Source organism: Enterobacter sp. WP_7_1 (assembly GCF_003688535.1).
In the GTDB taxonomy this organism is placed as follows: Bacteria; Pseudomonadota; Gammaproteobacteria; order Enterobacterales; family Enterobacteriaceae; genus Enterobacter; species Enterobacter asburiae.
In genome coordinates, this window is the sequence record NZ_REFK01000002.1 from 208,120 (window position 1) to 230,090 (window position 21,971).

Here is a 21,971-nt window from a genome sequence, read left to right on the forward strand (position 1 = left end):
TCAATTTATGCCACAGCTAACTTTTAAAGACCCCCAACCAAGACTGAATCCGCCGGTCAGTTGCTGGCGGGAAGATATGTCAGAAAGCCACGAGCCTCAGCTTGTACCACCTCAGTTGCGTTGCATGACAACGCGAAATGATATTTACTTGGAGGTGCCCCAATACAGTACGGAGGTATCTTGGTTGATGATGCTTCCACTATCAGCATTAGTAGTCGGTGTAATGTTTTATTTTATATTTCTTTTCGTTTCAATTGGTTTTTATATGTTTTCTTTTGTTTCTACTGCTGTACTGTTTTCATTTTTGTTATTCTTTTTAAGAATATATTTTATTACCCCTCGAGATCAACCCATTCGTCTAAACCGTAAACGACAAAAGCTTTATATATTTAATTACAACCGTTCACGTCTTCCGTGGCTGAACTGGCCAGTTTCCATCAAGGTGTACAACTGGGCAGATGTGTATGGTGAAATCATATTTTCCGGAGTAGGCGGTGACAGAGGATATCACTTATATGGAGCGATTTGTGAACCTGGCACGTATAACGTAGTGGATCGTTTTCTGCTGGCAAAAGAGTGGGAAGAGCGGGAGCAGCTCAACCAAATCTGGAGCTATCTGTGCATCTATATGAAAGGCGAATCCGACTTGCCGGAGCCGAGATTTAAAGGTCGTCCGGATTTCTGGCGACCGCGTAAGGCAGATAAGTGGCCTGATGAAATGGAACGCGAGTCAACCACAGCTCCAACTGAAACTCTGCAATCCTGGACTGATAAAATCCGCCTGAATAATAGCCTGTAACTGATCACTCAACTGGACAGTTAATTCGTTAAGGACGCGACACAATGCCACTACTTAATATTGAATCACAGCCCAGACTGAATCCGCCGATCAGCTGCTGGCGGGAAGATATGCCTGAAAACCACGAACCGCAGTTAGTGCCTCCCCAACTGCGTTGGTTATCAACACGAAATGATATTTATCTGGAAGTGCCGCGCTTTGGCACGGAAATTATCTGGCGGGGGGTGTTATTTAGTGCAGTTTTAATGTGCGTTTTAGATATTGGTACGTTGGTGTTTTCCCTTGTTTTACAGGCCAAAAGCGGGAGTTATGCTTTTGGAATTATGGGATTAGTGTCACTTGTTGTATTTTCTTTCTTAGCATTTTTAGAGTTTAAAATATATTTTATTGCTCCCCGTAACCAGCCTATTCGTCTGAACCGTAAACGGCAAAAAATATATATCTTCGACTATAACCGGTCGCGCCTTCCATGGCTGAACTGGCCAGTCTCCATCAGGGTGTACAACTGGGCAGATGTTTATGGCGAAATCAGTTTTTCCCCTACGCCGGGAGACAGGGGATATCGTTTGTATGGTGCGGTTTGCGAGCCAGGTACTTGTAATGCTGTGGATCGTTTTCTGCTGGCAAAAGAGTGGGAAGAGCGGGAGCAGCTCAACCAAATCTGGAGCTATCTGTGCATCTATATGAAAGGTGAATCCGATTTACCGGAGCCGAGATTTAAGGGCCGTCCGGATTTCTGGCGACCGCGTAAGGCAGATAAGTGGCCTGATGAAATGGAACGCGAGTCAACCACAGCTCCAATTGAAACTCTGCAATTCTGGACTGATAAAACCCGCCTGAATAATAGCCTGTAACTGATCACTCAACTCGACAGTTAATTCGTTAAGGACTCGACACAATGCCACTACTTAATATTGAATCACAGCCCAGACTGAATCCGCCGATCAGCTGCTGGCGGGAAAATATGCCTGAAAGCCACGAGCCGCAGTTAGTGCCTCCCCAACTGCGTTGGTTGACAACACAGAACGATACTTACCTGGAAGTCCCGCGTTACAGTACAGAAGTCATTTGGTGGGGAATGCTTTTTACAGCAGTTTTAATTTTCGGAGTAATGATTTTCTTTGTTATTCTCTGCTTGTCGATGTGTTTTTATCTTTTTGCATCTATCGGCTTCTTTATATTTTCCTCAATGATATCCTTTTTTGTTAAAATGTATTTTGTTGTTCCTCGTAACCTACCTCTCCGCTTTAACCGAAAACGGCAAAAAATTTATATATTTAACTACAATCATTCACGCCTTCCATGGCTTAACTGGCCAGTCTCCATCAGGGTGTACAACTGGGAAGATGTTTACGGCGAAATAATTTTTTCCCCTACGCCAGGAGACCGGGGATACCGTCTGTATGGTGCGGTTTGCAAGCCAGGTACTTATAATGTTGTAGATCGTTTTCTGTTGGCAAGAGAATGGGAAGAGCGGGAGCAACTCAACCAAATCTGGAGCTATCTGTGCATCTATATGAAAGGCGAATCCGATTTGCCGGAGCCGAGATTTAAGGGCCGTCCGGATTTCTGGCGACCGCGTAAGGCAGATAAGTGGCCTGATGAAATGGAACGCGAGTCAACCACAGCTCCAACTGAAACTCTGCAATCCTGGACTGATAAAACCCGTCTGAATAATAGCCTGTAACCGATCACTCAACTGGACAGTTAATTCGTTAAGGACGCGACACAATGCCACTACTTACTATTGAATCACAGCCAAGACTGAATCCGCCGAACAGTTGCTGGCGGGAAGATATGCCAGAAAGCCACGAGCCTCAGCTTGTACCGCCTCAGTTGCGTTGCATGACAACGCGGAATGATATTTACCTGGAGGTGCCGCGATACAGTACGGAGGTGTCGTGGTGGATGATGCTACCAATAGCATTTTTAATGTTTGGGGTGACGTTTTTTTTTGTTTTTGTTTGTGTATTAATGAAATTTTATATTTTTTCTTTGGTCGGTTTAATTTCTCTATCACCATTTGTCCTTCTGGCTCTAAAGATGTCTTTCGTTGCTCCCCGCGATCAGCCTCTTCGTTTAAACCGTAAACGACAAAAACTTTACCTGTTTAATTACAACCGTTCGCGACTGCCTTGGCTGAACTGGCCAGTGTCCATCAAAGTGTACAACTGGGCAGATGTTTACGGCGAAATCATGTTTTCCGGAGTAGGTGGTGACAGAGGATATCACTTATACGGAGCGATTTGTGAACCTGGCACGTATAACGTAGTGGATCGTTTTCTTCTGGCAAAAGAGTGGGAGGAGCGGGAGCAGCTCAACCAAATCTGGAGCTATCTGTGCATCTATATGAAAGGCGAATCCGATTTGCCGGAGCCGAGATTTAAGGGCCGTCCGGATTTCTGGCGACCGCGTAAGGCAGATAAGTGGCCTGATGAAATGGAACGCGAGTCAACCACAGCTCCAACTGAAACTCTGCAATCCTGGACTGATAAAACCCGTCTGAATAATAGCCTGTAACCGATCACTCAACTGGACAGTTAATTCGTTAAGGACGCGACACAATGCCACTACTTAATATTGAATCACAGCCAAGACTGAATCCGTCGATCAGCTGCTGGCGGGAAGATATGCCTGAAAACCACGAACCGCAGTTAGTGCCTCCCCAACTGCGTTGGTTATCAACACGAAATGATATTTATCTGGAAGTGCCACGCTACGGTACGGATGTCATATGGCGAGGGATGCTTTTCTGGTCAATTTTTCTTACAGCGTTAGTTATTTTTATTGTCATTTCCTGTTTTTTAACAGGTATTGTTGTATTTATCGCTATTGGACTATTAACTGCCTTGATTCTTTCGGTTATAGCGAGTTGGGGCATGAAAGTATATTTTTCCGCCTCACGTAACCAGCCTATTCGTCTGAACCGTAAACGGCAAAAAATATATATCTTTGACTATAACCGGTCGCGCCTTCCATGGCTGAACTGGCCAGTCTCCATCAGGGTGTACAACTGGGCAGATGTTTATGGCGAAATCAGTTTTTCCCCTACGCCGGGAGACAGGGGATATCGTTTGTATGGTGCGGTTTGCGAGCCAGGTACTTATAATGTTGTAGATCGTTTTCTGTTGGAAAGAGAATGGGAAGAGCGGGAGCAACTTAACCAAATCTGGAGCTATCTGTGCATCTATATGAAAGGTGAATCCGATTTACCGGAGCCGAGATTTAAGGGCCGTCCGGATTTCTGGCGACCACGTAAGGCAGATAAGTGGCCTGATGAAATGGAACGCGAGTCAACCACAGCTCCAACTGAAACTCTGCAATCCTGGACTGATAAAATCCGCCCGAATAATAGCCTGTAACCGATCACTCAACTGGACAGTTAATTCGTTAAGGACGCGACACATTGCCACTACTTAATATTGAATCACAGCCCAGACTGAATCCGCCGATCAGCTGCTGGCGGGAGGATATGCCAGAAAGCCACGAGCCTCAGCTTGTACCGCCTCAGTTGCGTTGCATGACAACGCGGAATGATATTTACCTGGAAGTGCCGCGATACAGTACGGAGGTGTCGTGGTGGATGATGCTGCCAATAGCTATTTTACTATCGGGAATAGCGCTTGTTTTTATCACAATGTTTTTCCTAATGAGTTTTTATATATTAGTTGTTATTGGTTTAGCTGCTTTTATACCAATGGTCGTATTTGTGCTGAAAATGTCTTTTGTTGTTCCACGTGATCAACCGCTTCGGTTGAACCGCAAGCGCCAAAAACTCTACCTGTTTAATTACAACCGTTCGCGACTGCCTTGGCTAAACTGGCCAGTGTCCATCAAAATGTACAACTGGGCAGATGTGTATGGTGAAATTATGTTCTCTGGAGTAGGCGGTGACAGAGGATATCACTTATACGGAGCGATTTGTGAACCAGGGACTTACAACGTAGTCGATCGTTTTCTGCTTGCAAAAGAGTGGGAAGAGCGGGAGCAACTCAACCAAATCTGGAGCTATCTGTGCATCTATATGAAAGGCGAATCCGATTTGCCGGAGCCGAGATTTAAGGACCGTCCGGATTTCTGGCGACCGCGTAAGGCAGAAAAATGGCCAGAAGATATGGAGCGAGAATCCACGACTGCCCCGCAGGACACAATCAGGCCGTAGCGGATAAAACCAACCGGGGGCAATAGACTGAAACTCAATACTCAACTGGACCGCTAACCCGACAAGGAAGCCGCACTATGGTACTACACACTTTTGATAAATCGTAGCCAGGGTTAGTTCGCTCATCAATAGCTTAACTTTATATTGGCCTGCGAAATACTAGTTGAAAAGTGGTGTCACTTTTCATGTCATTTTAGGTTGCTATTAATCACCCCCACCGTAAGATCAAACCTATGCCTGTTGATTTAAAAAATATCCCAGAGCCAAGTGTCAGACCTGCACCGCCAAAGTTCGTACGAGCATTAATGGTTCTTGTTATTCTGATTGGTCTGAGTATTACCCTGTCTCGCTTATTCACCGGGAATAACAACGTATGGTTTTCTGTTATTGTGCCCACAGTGATTATTGGTGGCGTGACTTTTGTCAGGTTTATTAATTATCTGGTCCAGCAGTTAGTGGCGAATTCACATGACATACTAAGAGAGAAAACCATTATCCAGGAAGTCCGCCGGGGACGGAGGGCGTTACAAATATTATTCGCTGAGTGCTGTACCGCGCATTCTCTGGGTGAAACTCCATTTGCATCAGGAAGTAATAGTCTTGTGAATAATGAAAATGTTTTCTTCCCCCAGAGTTCCTGGCGTGGTGAAGAAAATGTTCGCTTAAGCCAGTTGCCAAGGCCAATAAAAATTAAAGAAGAAAAGCATCTTAGCCTGCTTTTCGCAGTCCTTGCCGAAAGGCTTGCAATATCGTTTTCTGCTTATCCAAAGGAAAGACCTGTCATGGTGTTACTTGATTTCACGTCATCAATACCTGAGGAGAAAGCCATTAATTTATGGCAGCAGGCATGGCAGAATGCAGGTATTCAACAAACCTTAAACCGTATTAATTCTTTTGGTGCTCAGGCCGTTGATGAATGGCTGGATCACAATATTCGAAGTGAGGCCCTCTTGTTGGTTTTGTCCTGGCATTATGCGCCCATTAATACCCGAGATTCTGCAGAAGCGATATGTGGAGTATTGTTTGGCAATCGTCTTACGCAAGAAACGCTTCCCTCACTTGCTATTCTTCATCGTCCGGAATCTGGTGAAGGTACCGATGAGGACTTGCGTTATGCCATTACGCAGGCGCTGGACTGGGGGCCAGTAAAAAGTAGTGAAATACAACATCTCTGGTTAAGTGGCGTGGAGGATGAAATGGATAATTACGCCACTCTTATAAAGGCGATTGCAGATTCTGACCTCAAAAACGTATCTCAAAAGACAGGCACTCACAATTTTAACGATTATCTTGGCGATCCGGGAAAGACCGGAGTCTGGTTAGCTATTGTTGCTGCCACACAGTCGCTGCAGCAACAGCGGGTGCATCATTTATTAATTTGTCGCGAACAGCAAAATGGAAAGTTCTGGAATATGGTTGTGTCCCCTACAGTACTCGATGAGGAGCGCGAAGAATGAGGTATATTCTATCAAAGATTAAGAAACCAGAATTGGGATTCTGGTGTTTAATGCTGGTCGCTCTGGGGGTGGGGGGGGGGATTTTCTGCCTGACTAAATGGTACCCCGAAAAATTGAACCTTATTAAGGATACTCCCATCTGGTATAAATGGTTTTACGGCTCTGCGGCGGGAAGCTTAGCGATACTGGCATTTGCACTCTTTCTTTATTTCGGCGCAAAAGCAGAAGGAAGGCAGAGTTTTAATAAAAAGCGTAAGAATTCTCAGGGTGACGATGTCAAAGAACTAGCCAAAGTAACTGTATCTTCTGTTATCCCTTCTGTTGCTTTAAGTCTTCAGATTCGCGATCACCTCCGCCATCGATATACCTTCTTCTGGCACCACAAAACTCGTCTGCTGTTAATCACTGGCGATGAGGCGGCAATCGAACAACTGGTGCCCGGCCTGCAACAGCAGCAGTGGCTTGAAGGCAACCGCACCGTGCTGATTTACGGCGGCAGCCTTGCATCGGAGCCTGACCGAGAAAAATACATCGCGCTGCGTAAACTGCGCCGCGGGCGTCCGCTGGACGGGATTGTCCGTGTATTGCCGCAGTCGCTTAATCTGACCCCACAAATCAGCGACAGCGATTTACGCGGCTTGGAAAAAATCAGCGAACTGCTGCGTTATTCCGCTCCGGTCTGGCTGTGGCAACTGTGCAGCAGTAACTGGTCGCAGGATACGCGTCCTGAGCAGGCGGTAGGCGCAAGCTTTCCACCACGCGCAAAAGAAGACGATATTATCCGCCAGCTGGAGCGGATGCTGTCGCCCCTGCTGGCGCGGGGTATGAGCCAGGTCGCGGAAAAGAACAGCCACGACTTTCTGCTGCGCCTGAGCCAGCACCTGAAGGACGGCACTGTCACCCGCTGGGCTCAGCAACTGGTGCCATGGCTCTCTGTTTCTCAGCAGCGCGTTCCGTTGCGGGGGCTGATGTTCAGCCTGCCGGAGAATAAATCTGCCGGTACGCCAGCGGGAACAGCCGACGCTGAGCAGTATATCCCGGAATCACAACGCCATGTTCTGACCCTGCCGGTGACCTGGCAGGGAATCGTTGATGATTGTACACGCGTACGTGGCCGTCGTGTCGGTATGGCGTGGGAGCAGGCCCTCGCATGGACGCTGTTGACCATTATCTGTGTCTGGGGGGCGGGGACGCTGCTGTCGTTTGCCGTCAACCGATCACAGATAGTTTCTGTTGCGCAGCAGGCTCATGCCCTGGTGGAGCACCCTTCCGTATCGGATTACCAGCTGACGGCTCTGCATGCCCTGCACAATGACGCGAGTCGCCTGCAGCATCATGTTCGTGACGGTGCTCCGTGGTATCAGCGCTTTGGGCTTGATCATAATCAGCAGTTGCTCAACGCAATGCTGCCCTGGTACGGCGTGGCAAACAACCGCCTGATACGCGACCCGGCAAATGCTGTCCTGATGCAAAAGCTTACAGCCCTGATCAACTCAGCGCCAAACAGCGACCAGCGCGCACAGCTGGCGAAACCGGGTTATGACCAGCTTAAAGCCTGGCTGATGATGGCCCGTCCGGATAAAGTCGACGGCGCGTTTTATGCACAAGCTATGGAAACCGTGCAGCCAACGCGTATGGGGATCTCCGCCGGCTTATGGCAAAGCCTGTCGCCGGATTTATGGGCCTTCTATATCTCCGAACTGCCAAAGCAGGCACAGTGGAAAATCACGCCTGATGCACAGCTGGTTAGCCAGAGCCGCCAGGTGCTGTTGCAGCAGATTGGCCGCCGTAATGCAGAAAGCACGCTGTACGAGAACATGCTTAAATCGGTGCGCCGTAACTTTGCCGATGTGTCCCTCGAAGACATGACCAGCGGTACCGATGCGCGGCGGCTGTTCACCACCGATGAAGTGGTGTCGGGCATGTTCACTCGTCAGGCCTGGGAAGGGGGCATTCAGCAGGCTATCGAAAAGGCCGCAAATTCGCGACGGGATGAAATCGACTGGGTGCTGAGCGATTCCCGTAAAGCCGTATCTGCGGACATGTCGCCGGAAGCGCTCAAAGCACGCCTGACTGAGCGTTACTTCACTGACTTTGCCGGCAGCTGGCTGAACTTCCTTAACAGTCTGCGCTGGAATCCTGCGAACAATATTGCCGATGTGACCGACCAGTTGACGCTGATGAGTGATGTCCGCCAGTCGCCACTGATTGCCCTGATGAACACTCTCGCCTGGCAGGGGCAGACCGGCCAGCAAAGCGAAGGTCTTTCGGACTCCATTATCAAATCGGCAAAAGATCTGGTTGGCGGAAAAGACAAACCCGCAATTGACCAGTCGGCGACAGGTCCACAGGGGCCGCTGGATGAAACTTTCGGTCCGCTGCTTCAGCTCCTGGGTAAAAATACGGGCAGCAACGTCATATCGGCTGACAACTCTCTGAGTCTGCAGACCTATCTGACCCGTATCACTCGCGTGCGTCTTCGCCTGCAGCAGGTGGCCAGCGCCTCAGATCCGCAGGAGATGATGCAAACCCTGGCGCAGACCGTATTTCAGGGAAAAAGCGTTGACCTGACCGACACCCAGCAATATGGCAGTCTGATTTCGGCAAGCCTTGGTGAAGAGTGGAGTGGTTTTGGCAGCACCATGTTTGTGCAGCCGCTGACTCAGGCCTGGGAGACCGTGCTCCAGCCGTCGGCGGCGAGCCTGAATGACAAATGGACCCGTTCCGTGGTGGCTAACTGGCGCACCGCATTTGAAGGGCGCTTCCCGTTCGCAGCGAGCAAGAGTGACGCCTCCTTGCCGATGCTGGCAGAGTTCATCCGTAAAGACAGTGGTCGCATAGATCGATTCCTGACCACAGAACTCAGTGGGGTGCTTCACAAAGAAGGCAGCCAGTGGGTACCGGATAAGGTCAACAGCCAGGGGCTGAGCTTTAACCCGGCTTTCCTGCGGGCCATTAACCAGCTGAGCGAACTTTCAGACATTCTGTTTACCGATGGCAGTCAGGGCATCAGCTTCGAGCTGCAGGCACGCCCGGCATCGCAGATTGTAGAAACTCAACTAACCATTGATGGACAAAAGCTGCACTACTTTAACCAGATGGCTGACTGGCAATCCTTCCGCTGGCCGGGAGACACTTATAAACCAGGGACGATGCTGACATGGACCTCCGTTAATGCAGGCGCGCGTCTTTTCGGGGACTACCGCGGGACCTGGGGCTTTATTCGCTGGCTGGATCAGGGCAAGCGTCAGCAGCTTGACCGCAGTCAGTGGATGATCACTTACACCGCCCCGGATGGTCGTACCCTGCAGTGGGTACTGCGTTCACAGCTGGGTAGAGGGCCGCTGGCATTATTGGAACTGGGTGGCTTCACGCTGCCGGATCAGATTTTCAGCGTTGACAGCGCGGCCACGGCTCAGGCTCTGATGGCCAATACGGAAATCAGTGACATGGATGGAATCGAATAATGAGCACTATTCAGAATCTGGTTGCCGCCTGTCAGGCGGACGAAACTGAGCTGCGGCAGCAGGCGCAGGCGCGCACGGAACGCTGGCATCCATGGCTTTCCCCTATCAGCGATACCCGTCCTGCTGGGGAGGAGCCGGGATATGACGATGATTTCCAGCGTATAAGAGAGGAGGTCAATAAACTCTCCGGCATCGATACCGGGCTGATTTGTACGCTTGCTGAAAAACTGCTGACCACCACCGCCAAAGATATCCGTATTGCGACCTATTATTGCTGGGCCCGTCTGCACCAGGACGGAGAAGCTGGCTTTGCCGAAGGGCTTGAACTGCTGGCGGGATTGCTGCAGCACTATGGAGCGCAGCTTCATCCGCAGCGGGAGCGAAGCCGTAAGCCGGCGCTGGAGTGGCTTGCAGGCTCTCGTCTGCTTGATAGCCTGTCCCTGTGGCCTGAAGTGGTACGCGACGATGCTATGCGCACTACCGGTGCGCTGCTGCTCATCCGCAGCAGTCTGGACGCTGAGTCAGAAGCGTCCTGTCCGGATCTGAATGCGCTGTACAGCGCGATGGAATCCCGCCTGTTGAAGGCCGGTGGTGTGGATGCTTTGGTTCCGCAGAACGCCAGTAACAACCCTCAGTCACAGGCCTCTGCACACACGACAGAGCATGACGCTCCAGCCCTGAGCCGCATCACGTCCGGTCAGGATTTGTTGACTCAGGCCCGTACCCTGGCGGGGTATTTGCGTGAACAACCCGATGGATGGCTTCCCGCACACCGGCTGATGAAAAGCCTGCGTCATGACACGATGAGAGCGATCCCTGCGCCGGATGCTGAGGGGAAAACGCGCATTGAACCGCCGCGGGCTGACCAGCGGGCCATGCTCAAACGCCTGTACCTGCAGCAGAGCTGGCTGGAGATACTGGAACATGCGGACAGCACATTCTCGCGTGGTGCTAATCACCTCTGGCTGGATTTGCAGTGGTATATCCATCAGGCTCTGGTGAAGCTGGAGCAAGATGTGCTGGCCGACATTATCATCGCCGACCTGAAAGGGCTACTGCGACGCCTCACCGGGCTTGAAACGCTGGCCTTTAATGACGGTACGCCGTTTGCCGATGAGGTCACGCTGAACTGGATAAACCAGAGCGTACTGGACGATATGTCCGGTTGGCGTGATGAGCCGGTCAGTACCGTGAGCGTGGAGGATAACGATATCCTGGCACTCGAAACGGAAGCGCTGGAGAAAGCGGACACTGACGGTCTGGACGCCACACTCCACTGGCTGCAGACACGCCCGGGTACGGACTCCACGAAAGACAAATGGCTGCTGCGTCTGCTGATGGCCCGCGTGGCCGAGCAGAAGGGCAGGAATGAACTGGCGCTGCATCTGCTGGGTGAACTTGATGGTGCGGCGGAATCAATCACCCTTACGCAGTGGACACCGGCGCTGCTGTTTGAAGTGAAATCGCGTCGCCTCAGACTGTTGCGTATAAAAGCCACCCGCAGTGAAACCGACAAAGCACGGCTTCAGCCAGAGATGGAGTTGCTTCTGACAGGTCTTATCGTACTTGATCCTGCCAGTGCTGCGGTGCTGTGTGGTTAGCGTGAACTGAATTTTGCAAGGAGGATGACAAATGGCGAAAGGTTACTATCTGGTGCAGGGGGATAAAACCACCTGTGGAGGGAAGATCCTCGAGGGCGATCCAACTAACACGATTGAGGGGATCCCAGTTACACGCGAACAGGACAGTGTGACGTGTGGGAAACATGCCGGCACTTATAAAATTATTGGCGCTATTCCACAAAACTTAGTGAATGGTCGGAAGTTTGCGGGCACGTTACACAGTAAGAGTGGATGCCCGTGCGCGGCGACGTTAATACCCTCCCATCGGGAACGCACCTACGAAGCTTAAAGCCTTCACTCTTCACCGGCACGCTTAGCCGGATGGTCACACAACACTCAGGTTCTTATGGACGATTTAACCCTGCGTTATTATGACGCTGAAATGCGCTACTTGCTGGAAGCCGGTGAAGAGTTTGCCCGTGCTCACCCCGAGCAGGCAGCAATGCTCAATCTCGATAAAGCCGGCGCGCGCGATCCCTACGTCGAGCGCCTGTTCGAAGGCTTTGCCTTCCTAATGGGGCGGCTTCGAGAGAAGCTTGATGATGACCTTCCTGAACTGACCGAAGGGCTGGTCAGTCTATTGTGGCCGCATTACCTGCGCACCATACCGTCGATGTCGGTGGTGGAGTTCACCCCTGACTGGCGAGAAATGAAAGAGCAGACGCGTATTGTCAAAGGTTTCGAGATTAACTCGCGGCCGATCGGTGAAAAGGGTACGCGCTGCCGATACACCACAACTAAAGAGATCACCCTTCAGCCGCTGTCGCTGGAGCACGCCCGCCTGTCGACTGACCCTGACGGGCGTTCGGTTATCAGCCTGCGTTTTAACTGCAGCCATCTTGCTGACTGGAGCCGTGTCGATCTCCGCCAGATCCCGTTCTACTTCAACGCTGACGCACCGCTAGCCTGCGCCATGCATGAGGCCTTTACCATGAACACGGCGCGCCTCTGGATGCGAATGCCTGGAGACATGGACAGAAGACCGCTCGACGGGTACTTCGCCGCGCTGGGATTTGGCGATGACGATGACCTGTGGCCGAAGGGCAACAGCAGCTTTAGCGGATATCAGCTGTTGCTGGAGTACTTCACCTTTCGCGAAAAATTCATGTTCACTGGCCTGCGTGGACTCGAGAGCGTCAACTTCCCGGCTGAGCTTCCCTGGTTTGAAATCGACGTGGTACTGGCAGAACGCTGGGAGCATGATTTCAGCTTTACCGAAAAGCATCTGCGCCTGAACTGCGTGCCGGTAATTAACCTGTTCCCGCTGGAATCTGATCCGCTGACGCTCAACTCGCTGCAAACCGAGTACATGCTGCGCCCGATGCGCGTGCAGGATGGCCATACCGAGATTTACGCGGTCGATTCGGTGATGTCATCGAGCCAGCATACCTACGTGCCGTTCTCAAGCTTCCGCCACAAAGGCGGAATGATGCGCCATGAAGCCCCGGAATATTACTACCACACCCGCGTGCGCCGCGGTCCTTCCGGGCTGCACAATACCTGGCTTATTCTGGGTGGCGAAGCGTTTGATAACCACACCGTCCCGGAAGATGAAAGCCTGTCCCTGACGCTCACCGGCACAAACGGCCAGCTGCCGCGACGGGCACTGCAAAGTACCGTGCTCGATACGGTGATGAAAACCACGTCGGCCAGTATCGCCGTACGCAACCTGTGTGCGCCGACGCTGCCCTGTTATCCACCGGCGCAGGACCGTTTCCACTGGCGTGTGCTGAGTCACCTCGGCAGCGGGTTCCTGTCGATGATGGATAACGCGGATGTACTGCGCGGTACCCTTGCGCTGTACGAGTGGACCGACAGCGAGATGAACCGCCGTCGCCTGGAAGCCATCATCGACGTGAAGCATAGTGAAACCGAGCGATTTGAGCAGGGTTACCTGGTGCGCGGCGTGCAGATTGAAGTGACGCTGGACAGCCACGGCTTTGCCGGACGCGGCGACATCTGCCTGTTCGGCGAGATGCTGAGCCGCTTCTTCGCGCTCTACACAGACATCTATCTGTTTAACCGCCTGATTATTATTCTGCAACCAACCGGAGAGCGCCTGGAATGGGAAGAGAAGCACAACCGTCGCATTCCCGGCTGACACCGCGGCTGGAAGCCGACCTTCACCGCATTAACTTCTATCGATTATGTCAGCTGCTGGAGAAAAACAATCCTGGCAGGCCGCTGATGGGATCGACCAGCCACCCCGCAGATGACCCGGTACGCTTTGCACCGCACCCTGGAATGGGGTTTCCGGTCAGTGAACTGAAGGCTGTCGAATATGATGAAGACGATGACAGCAAGCCGCCAGTTATCCGTACGACCTTTATGGGGATGTACGGGGTCGATTCCCCGTTACCAACGGCGTATCTCGATGACATCACCCAGCGTCGCGAAGGGCATGAGGCGCTGCAGGGCTTTCTGGATATTTTCAGTCATCGCATCCTGACGCAGTTTTACCGCGTCTGGCGTAAATACTCCTATCCGGCCACGTTTGAGCCCGGCGGGACCGACAGCATTTCGCAGTCGTTATTGGGTCTGGTGGGGCTGGGAATACCGGGCACGGCAAATCACATTGCCACGCCAGTGTCGCGCTTTCTGGCCCTGTTGGGAGTTCTGCAACAACCGAGCAAAACTCAGGAAGGGATGCAGGCACTGGTGAGCCTGCTGGCCCCCGATACGACGGTGCAGGTGAGTCCGTATTGTCTGCGGCCTGTAGAGATCGACAGGCCGCTGGGTTTTTACGGTGACGAAGATTTTCTGCTTGATGGCAATACGCCGCTGGGTGACGAAGCGATGGATGCCGGCAGCCAGCTGCTGGTAGCTCTCGCGACGGACAACGAACAGGAGGCACAGGGCTGGAAGCCGGATGGTCAGTTGTACATGGATTTCCTGGTGATGCTGCGGGTGTATCTGGGCTGGCGGTTTAAGGCCAGAATAACCCTGACGACGTCTGTTCGTCTGCTGGCCGTACCCCCGCTGGGTGAGAACCCTTTCTGGCTGGGAATGAACGGCGTGCTGGGAGCAGAAGAAGATAGCCATCCTGATGACATTCCTGAAACCTTTACGACAGAACTGGGCTATTACAGCGGGCTGGAGCCCGCGAAACCACAACAAGGAAACCGACGTGTCACGTACAAATTTAACTAAAACCGCGCGCTGGATGATGCCTCTCATGGCGCTTATTCTGACCGGTTGCGGGTTGACGCAGAGCGTCACCGACGGTACCAAATCGGCGTTTAATTCTGTGTTCTATAAAAAAATTAAAATCCTGCATCTGGATTTCACCTCGCGCGAAGCTCTGAACACCGACTCTCGCGAAAATAACTCGCTGTCTGAGCCTGTCGTGGTCAGGGTTTACCAGCTCAAAGACCGCAAAGCCTTTGATAAGACGGTTTATCAGCAATTGCTTCAGGATGATGTCAGCATTCTGAAAGACGACATGCTGGCCAGTCGTAATATCGTGGTAAAGCCGGGTGGTGATGCAAGCCTTGATATGCCGATGGAAGAAGAGGCGCAGTTTGTCGCGGTAGTGGGGCTGTTTCGCCATCCGGACATGACCAACGACACCTGGAAGCAGGTTATCAAGCGCAGCGATCTGGATCCCGATAAACCGCGCATTCTTGAAGCCGGCGAGAACCATCTGACGCTGCAACCGCTTAAGGACAACTGATGCCCCAGGGACATAACACGCCTTCGCTGTATGAAATGCTAACCGGAAATTTTAGCGGTGGTCTCGACCTTAAACAGGTCAGTGAAGATAATCAGGTCATCCTTTCGGTTCTGGACAATATGCAGCGCGTTCTCAACTGTCGCGCCGGCACGCTGGCGCATCTGCCTGATTACGGGCTGCCCGATATGACAAAAATCCTGCAGGGCATGCCGGGAACGGCTCATGAGCTCATGGGCACATTGTCTGCCGTTCTGCTCAAATATGAACCGCGCCTGAAAAAGATAGACGTTGTTCTGCTGGAGCAGAACATTCCCGGCGAGCTGCGCTATGCCATTGACGCTGAACTTAAAGGGGTTGGCCTGGTGCGCTACGGGACTGAGTTTATGCCCGAAGGACGGGTCCTGTTGCGGCATCTCAGGCAACAGCAGTATCTCGACACAACACCTCGTATATAAGGTCAGTTAACACCATGTCAGTAAAATCACAGTTCCTGAAGAAGTTGCAGGCGCAACAACCTTCACCCGTTCCCGCAGTTAGCAAGAGTCAGGCCGACATTGCAGAGTTTCGCATGCGAATGGCTCAGCTTCAGGATCAAATGGACGCGTGGCTGTCAGATACCGGACTGAATGCAGAGCCACTGACGGTATACGTTCCTGACCTGCTGGTGGAGGGCGGGGCTTTTGATATTTCCGGTATCGTCCTGCGTTATGGTAACCGGGCGGTTAAGTTTATGCCGATATTTCTGTATGGACAGGGAGTTGCAGGCTGTGTCGAAGTGACTGTTTTTTCCGGGTACAGCGTGATTTCTCAAGGACGCCTGTTCATGCGGGTGGGGAGCGTAAATGACTGGATCTTTACTCCCCCTGATACATTACCTCAGTCAGGACAACTATTTGATGAAGGTGTTTTTTTCGGTCTGATTTTAGCGCTGCTGCCCTAGCAATAACATTCATTCCTTTATTAGTCATTGCGTTTTTACACGCAAAACTGCCTTACACACCAACTGACGAAATTAACCGACACGGATATGCAGGCCCTGCAGAATGACCACACATATAACGTTAAAAACCGGCGGCGACCCGCGTACGCTGCCAGATTATGCCGCCCTCCGCGATGAACTCAGTAAGCTTACACATCCTGCTCGCCCGGATGTGAACTGGCAATATGTCCAAAGACTCTGTCTCTCAATGTTTGAACAGAACGGTGTGGAGTTGCAGACATCAGCCTGGTACACCCTTGCCCGTACTCACCTGTCTGGATTAGCTGGCCTGAATGAAGGGCTGGCGATTCTGGAGGCCCTGATTATCCACCAGTGGGACACCTTATGGCCGAAGACACAACACGCTCGTATGGAAATCCTTAGCGGCCTTAGCCAGCGCCTGCAGCAGCGCATGCGTATGCTTCCATTCAACAGCAGCCATCTTAGTGAGCTTTATCGTGCTGAAGCGTTACTTACCAGCCTGAGCGCGGTGCTCCAGCGCCTTGAGCTTAAACACCTTAGCCAGCTCGATACGTTACGAACGTTGATACGTTCAAATGCTGAACGGCTGGAAAGCAGTAATGACACATCAGATTTGAATGTGAACATGAAGCCCGATAGTCAATCTCCTCTGGATAAAGCCGAACCGATCGAAGAGGTGAAATGGGTATATGTTGTGCATCAGGAAAATCAGCCGAATGGAGAGGATCGCACGACAGCTCCCATGCCTGTCAGACAGTGGAAGCCCTTTTTTGCCGGGATGTGTTCCACGCTGGTGGTTTGTATCGCTGTGGCGTGGGGATGGGTTTCTTTGTCCAGACCCGACCCCCTGGCGACTCAGGCTTTTGCCTCTCTGGCTCCGTTACCTGAAGTGCTGACGCCTGTGCAGCAAGACGCGTTAACACTGCGAGGTACTTTACCGTCCACGTTTATCACAGACACGCAGCAGCAGCTTGCCCGCCTGGATAAACTGCCTCCTGACTGGAATCTTTCCTACAGCCTTCAGCTGTTAAAGCAGCTCCAGACATTATGGCCGGAGGAGGCGAAACCGCTCACAATGCAGTGGCAGCAAAAATTTAACGCGGCAGCATTACCTGTCGACGCAATGAACAGCTGGTATCAGGGAATGATGACGCTTCAACAACTGAGTCATCGGCTGAGTAGTCTGGACGAGCAAAAAGGAAAATACATCACGGTAAGCGAGCTTAAATCGGTGGTTTTTTCGACTATACAGTCATTTAACCAGACGATACCGGCTGAAGAACAACTCAGGCGCCTGTCACAGCATCCAGCAGGAGATGCGCTTCCTGAAGCAGAAAAGACTCAACTGGAGTTGCGTCTTAAACAGCTGGCAACGCGTTACGCTCAAATAAAACAGGATTCTTCTGCTCAGTGAATTCTGGCGGTGGACGAACGAATGTACTGGAAAAAGCGGGAGGGTAAAGTGTCCCCTGCAGGAATCGAACCTGCAACTAGCCCTTAGGAGGGGCTCGTTATATCCATTTAACTAAGGGGACGAGGCGGCACGAGTATAGCCTTATTTACACTTTGCGTTAAGCGCATCGCCGCCTGACTGCTCAAAGAGTCACCATTCAGGTCGATTTTTTTGTCGATTTATCATCATTTTCCCGTGCCTTAAGCTCAGCTTTGCGTTTGTTCGATATGTCGTTACGAATTTGGGCATGGCTTAACAGCGCGAAGATAAATGTTCCGCCGCAGATGTTTCCCGCCAGCGTCGGAAGGGCAAACGGCCAGAAGAAATCGCTCCAGTGAAGCGTACCGTTAAAGACCAGATAGAGGATTTCAACGGTACCGACCACAATATGCGTGGTGTCCGCCAGCGCAATTAGCCAGGTCATCAATATGATCACCACAATTTTGGCGCTTCCCGCTGAAGGAAACATCCAGACCATCGTGGCGATAATCCAGCCAGAGATGATGGCGTTTGAGAACATCTCGACCGGCGTGTTTTTCATTACGTCCATGCCGATTTTCACAAACGCATCCCGGGTGGGTTCATCAAAGATCGGCATATATTCAAACGCCCATGCCGCGATGCCCGTGCCGATGATATTACCCAGCAGGACCACGCTCCAGAGCCGCATCAATAAGCCGAAATTACCGAGTGTGGGGTTTTGCATCACCGGCAGAACGGCGGTCACCGTGTTTTCGGTAAACAGCTGCTGGCGGGCCATGATGACAATAATAAAGCCGAAGGTATAGCCGAGGTTTTCCAGTAAAAATCCACCGGGTACGCCTTCCAGCTGCACATGAAATATCCCTTTCGCAAGCAGAGATGCGCCCATTGATAGCCCGGCAGCGATGGCTGACCAGAAGAGGGCCATCGCGTCGCGCTCCATCTCTTTTTCACCATCCTGGCGTATATGCTCGTGGATGGCCATTGCGCGGGAGGGGAGGCGATCTTCATCAATTTCTATCTTCTCGCCGCGCGCTTTCTCCTCGCTTTCAATTTCAAGTTCCTCAGTGCTCTCGCCAATTTTCTCTTCACCTACATCTTTCATATCTGCTCCCGGAGGTTGATCTTTCTGTTAAGCGTAGCGGCTTTTATCGGGATGCCTGTGGGGATGCTCTTAATTTGGCTGCAATGACAACAAAGGTGATACATCTCTTTCAAAGACATTATAAAATTGCCAGCGAAACGAATTCCTAAAGCCAGGCTATGCTGAGATCAGAGTCACGGTGATTACTGCCCGTAATTGTGCTCATAGACATCGGTAAACGTGCTGTTACAATCGCTTGCACGTTTACAGACGGAGCGTCAACGGCTCCGTTACGGATGGCAATCAACGATAGCCATACTGAACAGGGAGATATTTATGAAACTTCGGCTGTCGGCGCTTGCGCTTGGCGCGACGATGCTTGTGGGCTGCGCCAGCTCCGGTGAGCAAACGGGACGCTCCGATCCTCTCGAAGGATTTAACCGCTCAATGTATAGCTTCAACTACAACGTACTGGACCCGTATGTGGTTCGTCCGGTGGCAGTAGCATGGCGCGATTATGTTCCACAACCTGCGCGTAACGGGTTAAGTAACTTTACCAGCAACCTCGAAGAGCCTGCGGTAATGGTGAACTACTTCCTGCAGGGCGACCCTTATCAGGGGATGGTCCACTTTACCCGCTTCTTCCTGAACTCCATTCTGGGGATGGGGGGCTTTATTGATGTTGCAGGTATGGCTAACCAGAAACTGCAGCGTGAACAGCCGCACCGTTTCGGCAGCACCATGGGACACTACGGCGTCGGGTATGGTCCGTACGTGCATTTACCGTTCTACGGTAGTTTCACCCTCCGTGATGATGGCGGCGATATGGTGGATACGCTGTATCCGGTCCTGTCATGGCTGACCTGGCCGCTGTCGGTAGGTAAATGGACGGTGGAAGGGATTGAAACTCGCGCGCAACTGCTCGACTCTGATGGCCTGCTGCGCCAGTCTTCTGACCCGTACATTATGGTGCGTGAAGCGTACTTCCAGAATCATGACTTTATTGCCAACGGCGGCAAGCTGAAGCCGGAAGAGAATCCAAACGCGAAGGCGATCGAAAACGAACTAAAAGATATCGATTCGGAGTAAATAAAAAAGGTGAGCAATGCTCACCTTTTTTGATTCCAGCGCGATTAGAACGCGTAGTTGAAGTTCATGCCGTACAGCCAGGCCTTACCTTCGGAAGAGAACTCATACGGACCTTCCTTGAAGTTAACTTTTTGACCGTGCATATAAGATATGCCCGCATCAATAGAAGCATCCTTGTTGAATGCATAGGTCGCACCAGCGCTCAGCCAGAAGCGGTCCTGATCCGGAATCGAGATAGAGCGTTTGTCTGCTGGTACCGGACTATCATCGAAGGCAATACCGGTACGGAATGTCCAGTTGTCATCCATATAGTAGGTGGTCCCCAGCGCGATGCGGTAAGCATCACGGAAGCTCTCATCTTTATAGAAGAGCGTGTCGCCGTTGCTGTTGGTCGCCTTCAGCTCCTGGAACTGGCTCCAGCTGGTATAGGTCAGGCTATAGTGAACTGCCCACTGTGGCGCCACTTTGTTATAACCAGACAATTCCCACATTTCTGGTAAGTGCAGGCTCAGAGAGCCGCCAGTGGTTTGGCCATTGGTCCCCATCGGAAGACCGAAGTTGCCGAGGATCTGGTTATAAGCAGAAGGGAGGCTGCTTTTGTAATCGCCATCAAAGTCGATTTTTACTTCTGAACGGTAGGTAAAGCCGTAACGGTTGTTTTTATCGAGTTCATAAAGGATGCCTGCGTTCCAGCCAAAGCCCCACTCATCGCCCTTCAGATAAGCAATCTGAGTGTCTGCCGGGATACCAGCCACTCGCTGTGCCAGGGCTGGTGGTAGCGCGCCTGAGCCAGCAACGACTTTGCCCAGGTCGCCCGCGTAACGTTCGATCTTCGCTTTAGCATACACAGCGTCAAAGCCAACGCCGAAACTCCAGTGATTATCCAGACGGTAAGCACCGCTCAGGTTCAGGTTCAGGGTTTCCAGGTCGGTTTTACCGCCAAACGCCCCAGCTGCATAGTCGTTATTGAACTCGGTTGCTAAACCGTAGTTAGAGGTCACGGATGCGCCCCAGCCGAACTGGTCGTTAATCGGCGCCACGAAGTGCATGTTTGGAACCCATGCCGTTGGGGCAATGTTATCCGATTTCAGATCGGCACCTGTCGGAGAACGGCCCGAGATATCAACACCTGGATCGACAAAAATTGCACCGGCAGAGAAAGTCGGACGATCGAACATCATGATCAACGCGGGGTTACGACTCGCGTTACCCGCATCATCAGCAATAGCGCCTTCCCCGGAATACGCACGGCCAAGGCCAGAGGAAGAAAATTCGTTTAACTGAAAGCCCGCTGACCAGGCGGAAGTGGAGACGAGTGCCACTGCGACTGCCAGCGCAGTCTTGTTGAACAGGGTTTTCTGGCTCATGACCATAACCTCATTGAGTTATTTTTATTCAATAATTGTTACATACCGTAACAGGAGCGCGAAGTGTAGGGTCTGAGGTATGACAGACAAATCAGACCAGTGGCCAGAGTATAGGTCTGACCAGCCGGAATGTTGCAAGTTTGTTTATTAATATTTTCAAACATGTTTCGTGAAACGAGATCTGGTTGGCAAAATTGTGACCATCACGACTCACCCAAAAGGGTGGTTTTTGTTTTAGATCATTTTTTAGTGTGATATTGGTCACTTATCCCCTTTTGCGCCATTAACGGCTGGAGAGCGCCCGCGCCGGGGCGTAAAATAGCAGCATCGTGTTTATCTCGCGCGCTGCGCGAATACAGAGGAAATTGAGCTATGAGTAAATGCAGTGCTGATGAAACCCCGGTTTGCTGCTGTATGGATGTTGGGACCATCATGGACAACACCGATTGCACCGCCTCTTACAGCCGTGTATTCACCAACCGTGCCGAAGCGGAAGAGACCCTGACCGCGCTGAGCAAGCGTGCGCGTGACGTTGAATCCGATCCGTGTGAAATCAAGTCTACCTTTACCGAAGTGGAAGGCGGCGTGAAGCTGGACATCGACTTTGTCTTCGCCTGCGAAGCAGAAACGCTGATTTTCCAGCTGGGCCTGCGTTAATTTCTGCGGCCTGAAGCCGTCACCCCGACCCTCTCTCACGGAAGAGGGTGCAAACATTAAAAACGGTAACCTACGGGTTACCGTTTTGCTTTTACCTTGCGCACCCGGCAACAAACCGCACAAATGCCTCTGCTATGCAGGGGCATTTTCTTTTTCTTCTCTGTGTTTTAGCTCGCACTTTTTCGTTTCCCCGATTGG

The 21,971-nt window shown here is 51.6% G+C and carries 19 protein-coding genes, 1 tRNA gene and 1 pseudogene; 18 read left to right on the top strand and 3 right to left on the bottom strand.

Annotated features, from left to right (window positions below; translation table 11 throughout):
• Positions 1-7: 7 nt before the first annotated feature.
• The 16 genes and pseudogenes from BJ885_RS10355 (at position 8) to BJ885_RS10430 (ending at position 17,555) form a co-directional block, all read left to right on the top strand.
• Entirely contained in the window at positions 8-799 is a 792-nt protein-coding gene (locus BJ885_RS10355) for a DUF6708 domain-containing protein (RefSeq protein WP_121931877.1), read from the top strand.
• 44 nt (positions 800-843) lie between these two features.
• Complete coding sequence (locus BJ885_RS10360; RefSeq protein ID WP_121931878.1) at positions 844-1,653, top strand: DUF6708 domain-containing protein; 810 nt, start codon at positions 844-846, stop codon at positions 1,651-1,653.
• Between the two features lie 44 nt (positions 1,654-1,697).
• Entirely contained in the window at positions 1,698-2,486 is a 789-nt protein-coding gene (locus tag BJ885_RS10365) for a DUF6708 domain-containing protein (protein WP_121931879.1), read from the top strand.
• 44 nt (positions 2,487-2,530) lie between these two features.
• A complete protein-coding gene (locus BJ885_RS10370) occupies positions 2,531-3,319 on the top strand; it encodes a DUF6708 domain-containing protein (RefSeq protein ID WP_121931880.1) in 789 nt (262 codons plus the stop codon).
• Between the two features lie 44 nt (positions 3,320-3,363).
• The gene (locus BJ885_RS10375) at positions 3,364-4,161 is read left to right on the top strand and encodes a DUF6708 domain-containing protein (RefSeq protein ID WP_121931881.1); all 798 of its coding nucleotides are present in this window, start codon (positions 3,364-3,366) and stop codon (positions 4,159-4,161) included.
• A gap of 221 nt (positions 4,162-4,382) precedes the next feature.
• Entirely contained in the window at positions 4,383-4,961 is a 579-nt protein-coding gene (locus BJ885_RS10380; protein WP_310886299.1) for a DUF6708 domain-containing protein, read from the top strand.
• 233 nt (positions 4,962-5,194) lie between these two features.
• Positions 5,195-6,418 (top strand): hypothetical protein, encoded by a 1,224-nt coding sequence (locus tag BJ885_RS10385; RefSeq protein WP_121931883.1) that lies wholly within the window; start codon positions 5,195-5,197, stop codon positions 6,416-6,418.
• Entirely contained in the window at positions 6,415-9,885 is a 3,471-nt protein-coding gene (locus tag BJ885_RS10390) for an ImcF-related family protein (protein WP_121931884.1), read from the top strand. Before BJ885_RS10385 ends, BJ885_RS10390 begins: the two co-directional genes overlap by 4 nt.
• The gene (gene tssA / locus BJ885_RS10395; protein ID WP_121931885.1) at positions 9,885-11,486 is read left to right on the top strand and encodes a type VI secretion system protein TssA; all 1,602 of its coding nucleotides are present in this window, start codon (positions 9,885-9,887) and stop codon (positions 11,484-11,486) included. Before BJ885_RS10390 ends, tssA begins: the two co-directional genes overlap by 1 nt.
• A gap of 31 nt (positions 11,487-11,517) precedes the next feature.
• Positions 11,518-11,790: pseudogene (locus BJ885_RS10400) on the top strand (PAAR domain-containing protein); the annotation flags it as partial.
• A 63-nt stretch (positions 11,791-11,853) separates the two neighbouring features.
• Positions 11,854-13,608, top strand: a complete 1,755-nt coding sequence (gene tssF, locus BJ885_RS10405) for a type VI secretion system baseplate subunit TssF (RefSeq protein ID WP_121931886.1) — start codon at positions 11,854-11,856, stop codon at positions 13,606-13,608.
• On the top strand, positions 13,572-14,657 hold the full coding sequence (gene tssG / locus BJ885_RS10410) for a type VI secretion system baseplate subunit TssG (RefSeq protein WP_121931887.1): 1,086 nt from the start codon (positions 13,572-13,574) through the stop codon (positions 14,655-14,657). Before tssF ends, tssG begins: the two co-directional genes overlap by 37 nt.
• Entirely contained in the window at positions 14,635-15,180 is a 546-nt protein-coding gene (gene tssJ, locus BJ885_RS10415; RefSeq protein WP_121931888.1) for a type VI secretion system lipoprotein TssJ, read from the top strand. Before tssG ends, tssJ begins: the two co-directional genes overlap by 23 nt.
• Positions 15,180-15,635, top strand: coding sequence for a type VI secretion system baseplate subunit TssE (gene tssE, locus BJ885_RS10420; RefSeq protein ID WP_029740157.1), 456 nt, complete (start codon positions 15,180-15,182; stop codon positions 15,633-15,635). Before tssJ ends, tssE begins: the two co-directional genes overlap by 1 nt.
• Positions 15,636-15,649: 14 nt before the next feature.
• Positions 15,650-16,120, top strand: a complete 471-nt coding sequence (locus BJ885_RS10425) for a hypothetical protein (RefSeq protein WP_029740158.1) — start codon at positions 15,650-15,652, stop codon at positions 16,118-16,120.
• A gap of 103 nt (positions 16,121-16,223) precedes the next feature.
• Entirely contained in the window at positions 16,224-17,555 is a 1,332-nt protein-coding gene (locus BJ885_RS10430; RefSeq protein WP_121931889.1) for a VasL domain-containing protein, read from the top strand.
• A 49-nt stretch (positions 17,556-17,604) separates the two neighbouring features.
• Here BJ885_RS10430 and BJ885_RS10435 read toward each other — a convergent pair.
• Positions 17,605-17,676: transfer RNA gene (locus tag BJ885_RS10435), tRNA-Arg, on the bottom strand.
• Between the two features lie 75 nt (positions 17,677-17,751).
• Entirely contained in the window at positions 17,752-18,681 is a 930-nt protein-coding gene (locus tag BJ885_RS10440; protein WP_121931890.1) for a formate/nitrite transporter family protein, read from the bottom strand.
• 315 nt (positions 18,682-18,996) lie between these two features.
• On the opposite strand from BJ885_RS10440, the gene mlaA reads away from it, so the two are divergent.
• A complete protein-coding gene (mlaA, locus tag BJ885_RS10445) occupies positions 18,997-19,749 on the top strand; it encodes a phospholipid-binding lipoprotein MlaA (RefSeq protein ID WP_023312585.1) in 753 nt (250 codons plus the stop codon).
• A gap of 44 nt (positions 19,750-19,793) precedes the next feature.
• On the opposite strand, the gene fadL is transcribed toward mlaA, so the two are convergent.
• A complete protein-coding gene (gene fadL / locus BJ885_RS10450) occupies positions 19,794-21,116 on the bottom strand; it encodes a long-chain fatty acid transporter FadL (protein ID WP_032659239.1) in 1,323 nt (440 codons plus the stop codon).
• Between the two features lie 372 nt (positions 21,117-21,488).
• On the opposite strand from fadL, the gene BJ885_RS10455 reads away from it, so the two are divergent.
• Positions 21,489-21,773, top strand: a complete 285-nt coding sequence (locus tag BJ885_RS10455; RefSeq protein WP_024907659.1) for a YfcZ/YiiS family protein — start codon at positions 21,489-21,491, stop codon at positions 21,771-21,773.
• Positions 21,774-21,971 lie beyond the last annotated feature (198 nt).

What these genes read in the sequence shown, in the direction of transcription:
- BJ885_RS10425 (WP_029740158.1), top strand. Translation starts at nt 15,650, where the DNA reads ATGTCAGTAAAATCACAGTTCCTGAAGAAGTTGCAGGCGCAACAACCT.
- tssF (WP_121931886.1), top strand. Translation starts at nt 11,854, where the DNA reads ATGGACGATTTAACCCTGCGTTATTATGACGCTGAAATGCGCTACTTG.
- BJ885_RS10370 (WP_121931880.1), top strand. Translation starts at nt 2,531, where the DNA reads ATGCCACTACTTACTATTGAATCACAGCCAAGACTGAATCCGCCGAAC.
- BJ885_RS10365 (WP_121931879.1), top strand. Translation starts at nt 1,698, where the DNA reads ATGCCACTACTTAATATTGAATCACAGCCCAGACTGAATCCGCCGATC.
- BJ885_RS10375 (WP_121931881.1), top strand. Translation starts at nt 3,364, where the DNA reads ATGCCACTACTTAATATTGAATCACAGCCAAGACTGAATCCGTCGATC.
- BJ885_RS10440 (WP_121931890.1), bottom strand. Translation starts at nt 18,681, where the DNA reads ATGAAAGATGTAGGTGAAGAGAAAATTGGCGAGAGCACTGAGGAACTT.
- BJ885_RS10355 (WP_121931877.1), top strand. Translation starts at nt 8, where the DNA reads ATGCCACAGCTAACTTTTAAAGACCCCCAACCAAGACTGAATCCGCCG.
- BJ885_RS10455 (WP_024907659.1), top strand. Translation starts at nt 21,489, where the DNA reads ATGAGTAAATGCAGTGCTGATGAAACCCCGGTTTGCTGCTGTATGGAT.
- BJ885_RS10360 (WP_121931878.1), top strand. Translation starts at nt 844, where the DNA reads ATGCCACTACTTAATATTGAATCACAGCCCAGACTGAATCCGCCGATC.
- BJ885_RS10385 (WP_121931883.1), top strand. Translation starts at nt 5,195, where the DNA reads ATGCCTGTTGATTTAAAAAATATCCCAGAGCCAAGTGTCAGACCTGCA.
- tssG (WP_121931887.1), top strand. Translation starts at nt 13,572, where the DNA reads ATGGGAAGAGAAGCACAACCGTCGCATTCCCGGCTGACACCGCGGCTG.
- BJ885_RS10380 (WP_310886299.1), top strand. Translation starts at nt 4,383, where the DNA reads ATGATGCTGCCAATAGCTATTTTACTATCGGGAATAGCGCTTGTTTTT.
- BJ885_RS10390 (WP_121931884.1), top strand. Translation starts at nt 6,415, where the DNA reads ATGAGGTATATTCTATCAAAGATTAAGAAACCAGAATTGGGATTCTGG.
- mlaA (WP_023312585.1), top strand. Translation starts at nt 18,997, where the DNA reads ATGAAACTTCGGCTGTCGGCGCTTGCGCTTGGCGCGACGATGCTTGTG.
- fadL (WP_032659239.1), bottom strand. Translation starts at nt 21,116, where the DNA reads ATGAGCCAGAAAACCCTGTTCAACAAGACTGCGCTGGCAGTCGCAGTG.
- BJ885_RS10430 (WP_121931889.1), top strand. Translation starts at nt 16,224, where the DNA reads ATGACCACACATATAACGTTAAAAACCGGCGGCGACCCGCGTACGCTG.
- tssA (WP_121931885.1), top strand. Translation starts at nt 9,885, where the DNA reads ATGAGCACTATTCAGAATCTGGTTGCCGCCTGTCAGGCGGACGAAACT.
- tssE (WP_029740157.1), top strand. Translation starts at nt 15,180, where the DNA reads ATGCCCCAGGGACATAACACGCCTTCGCTGTATGAAATGCTAACCGGA.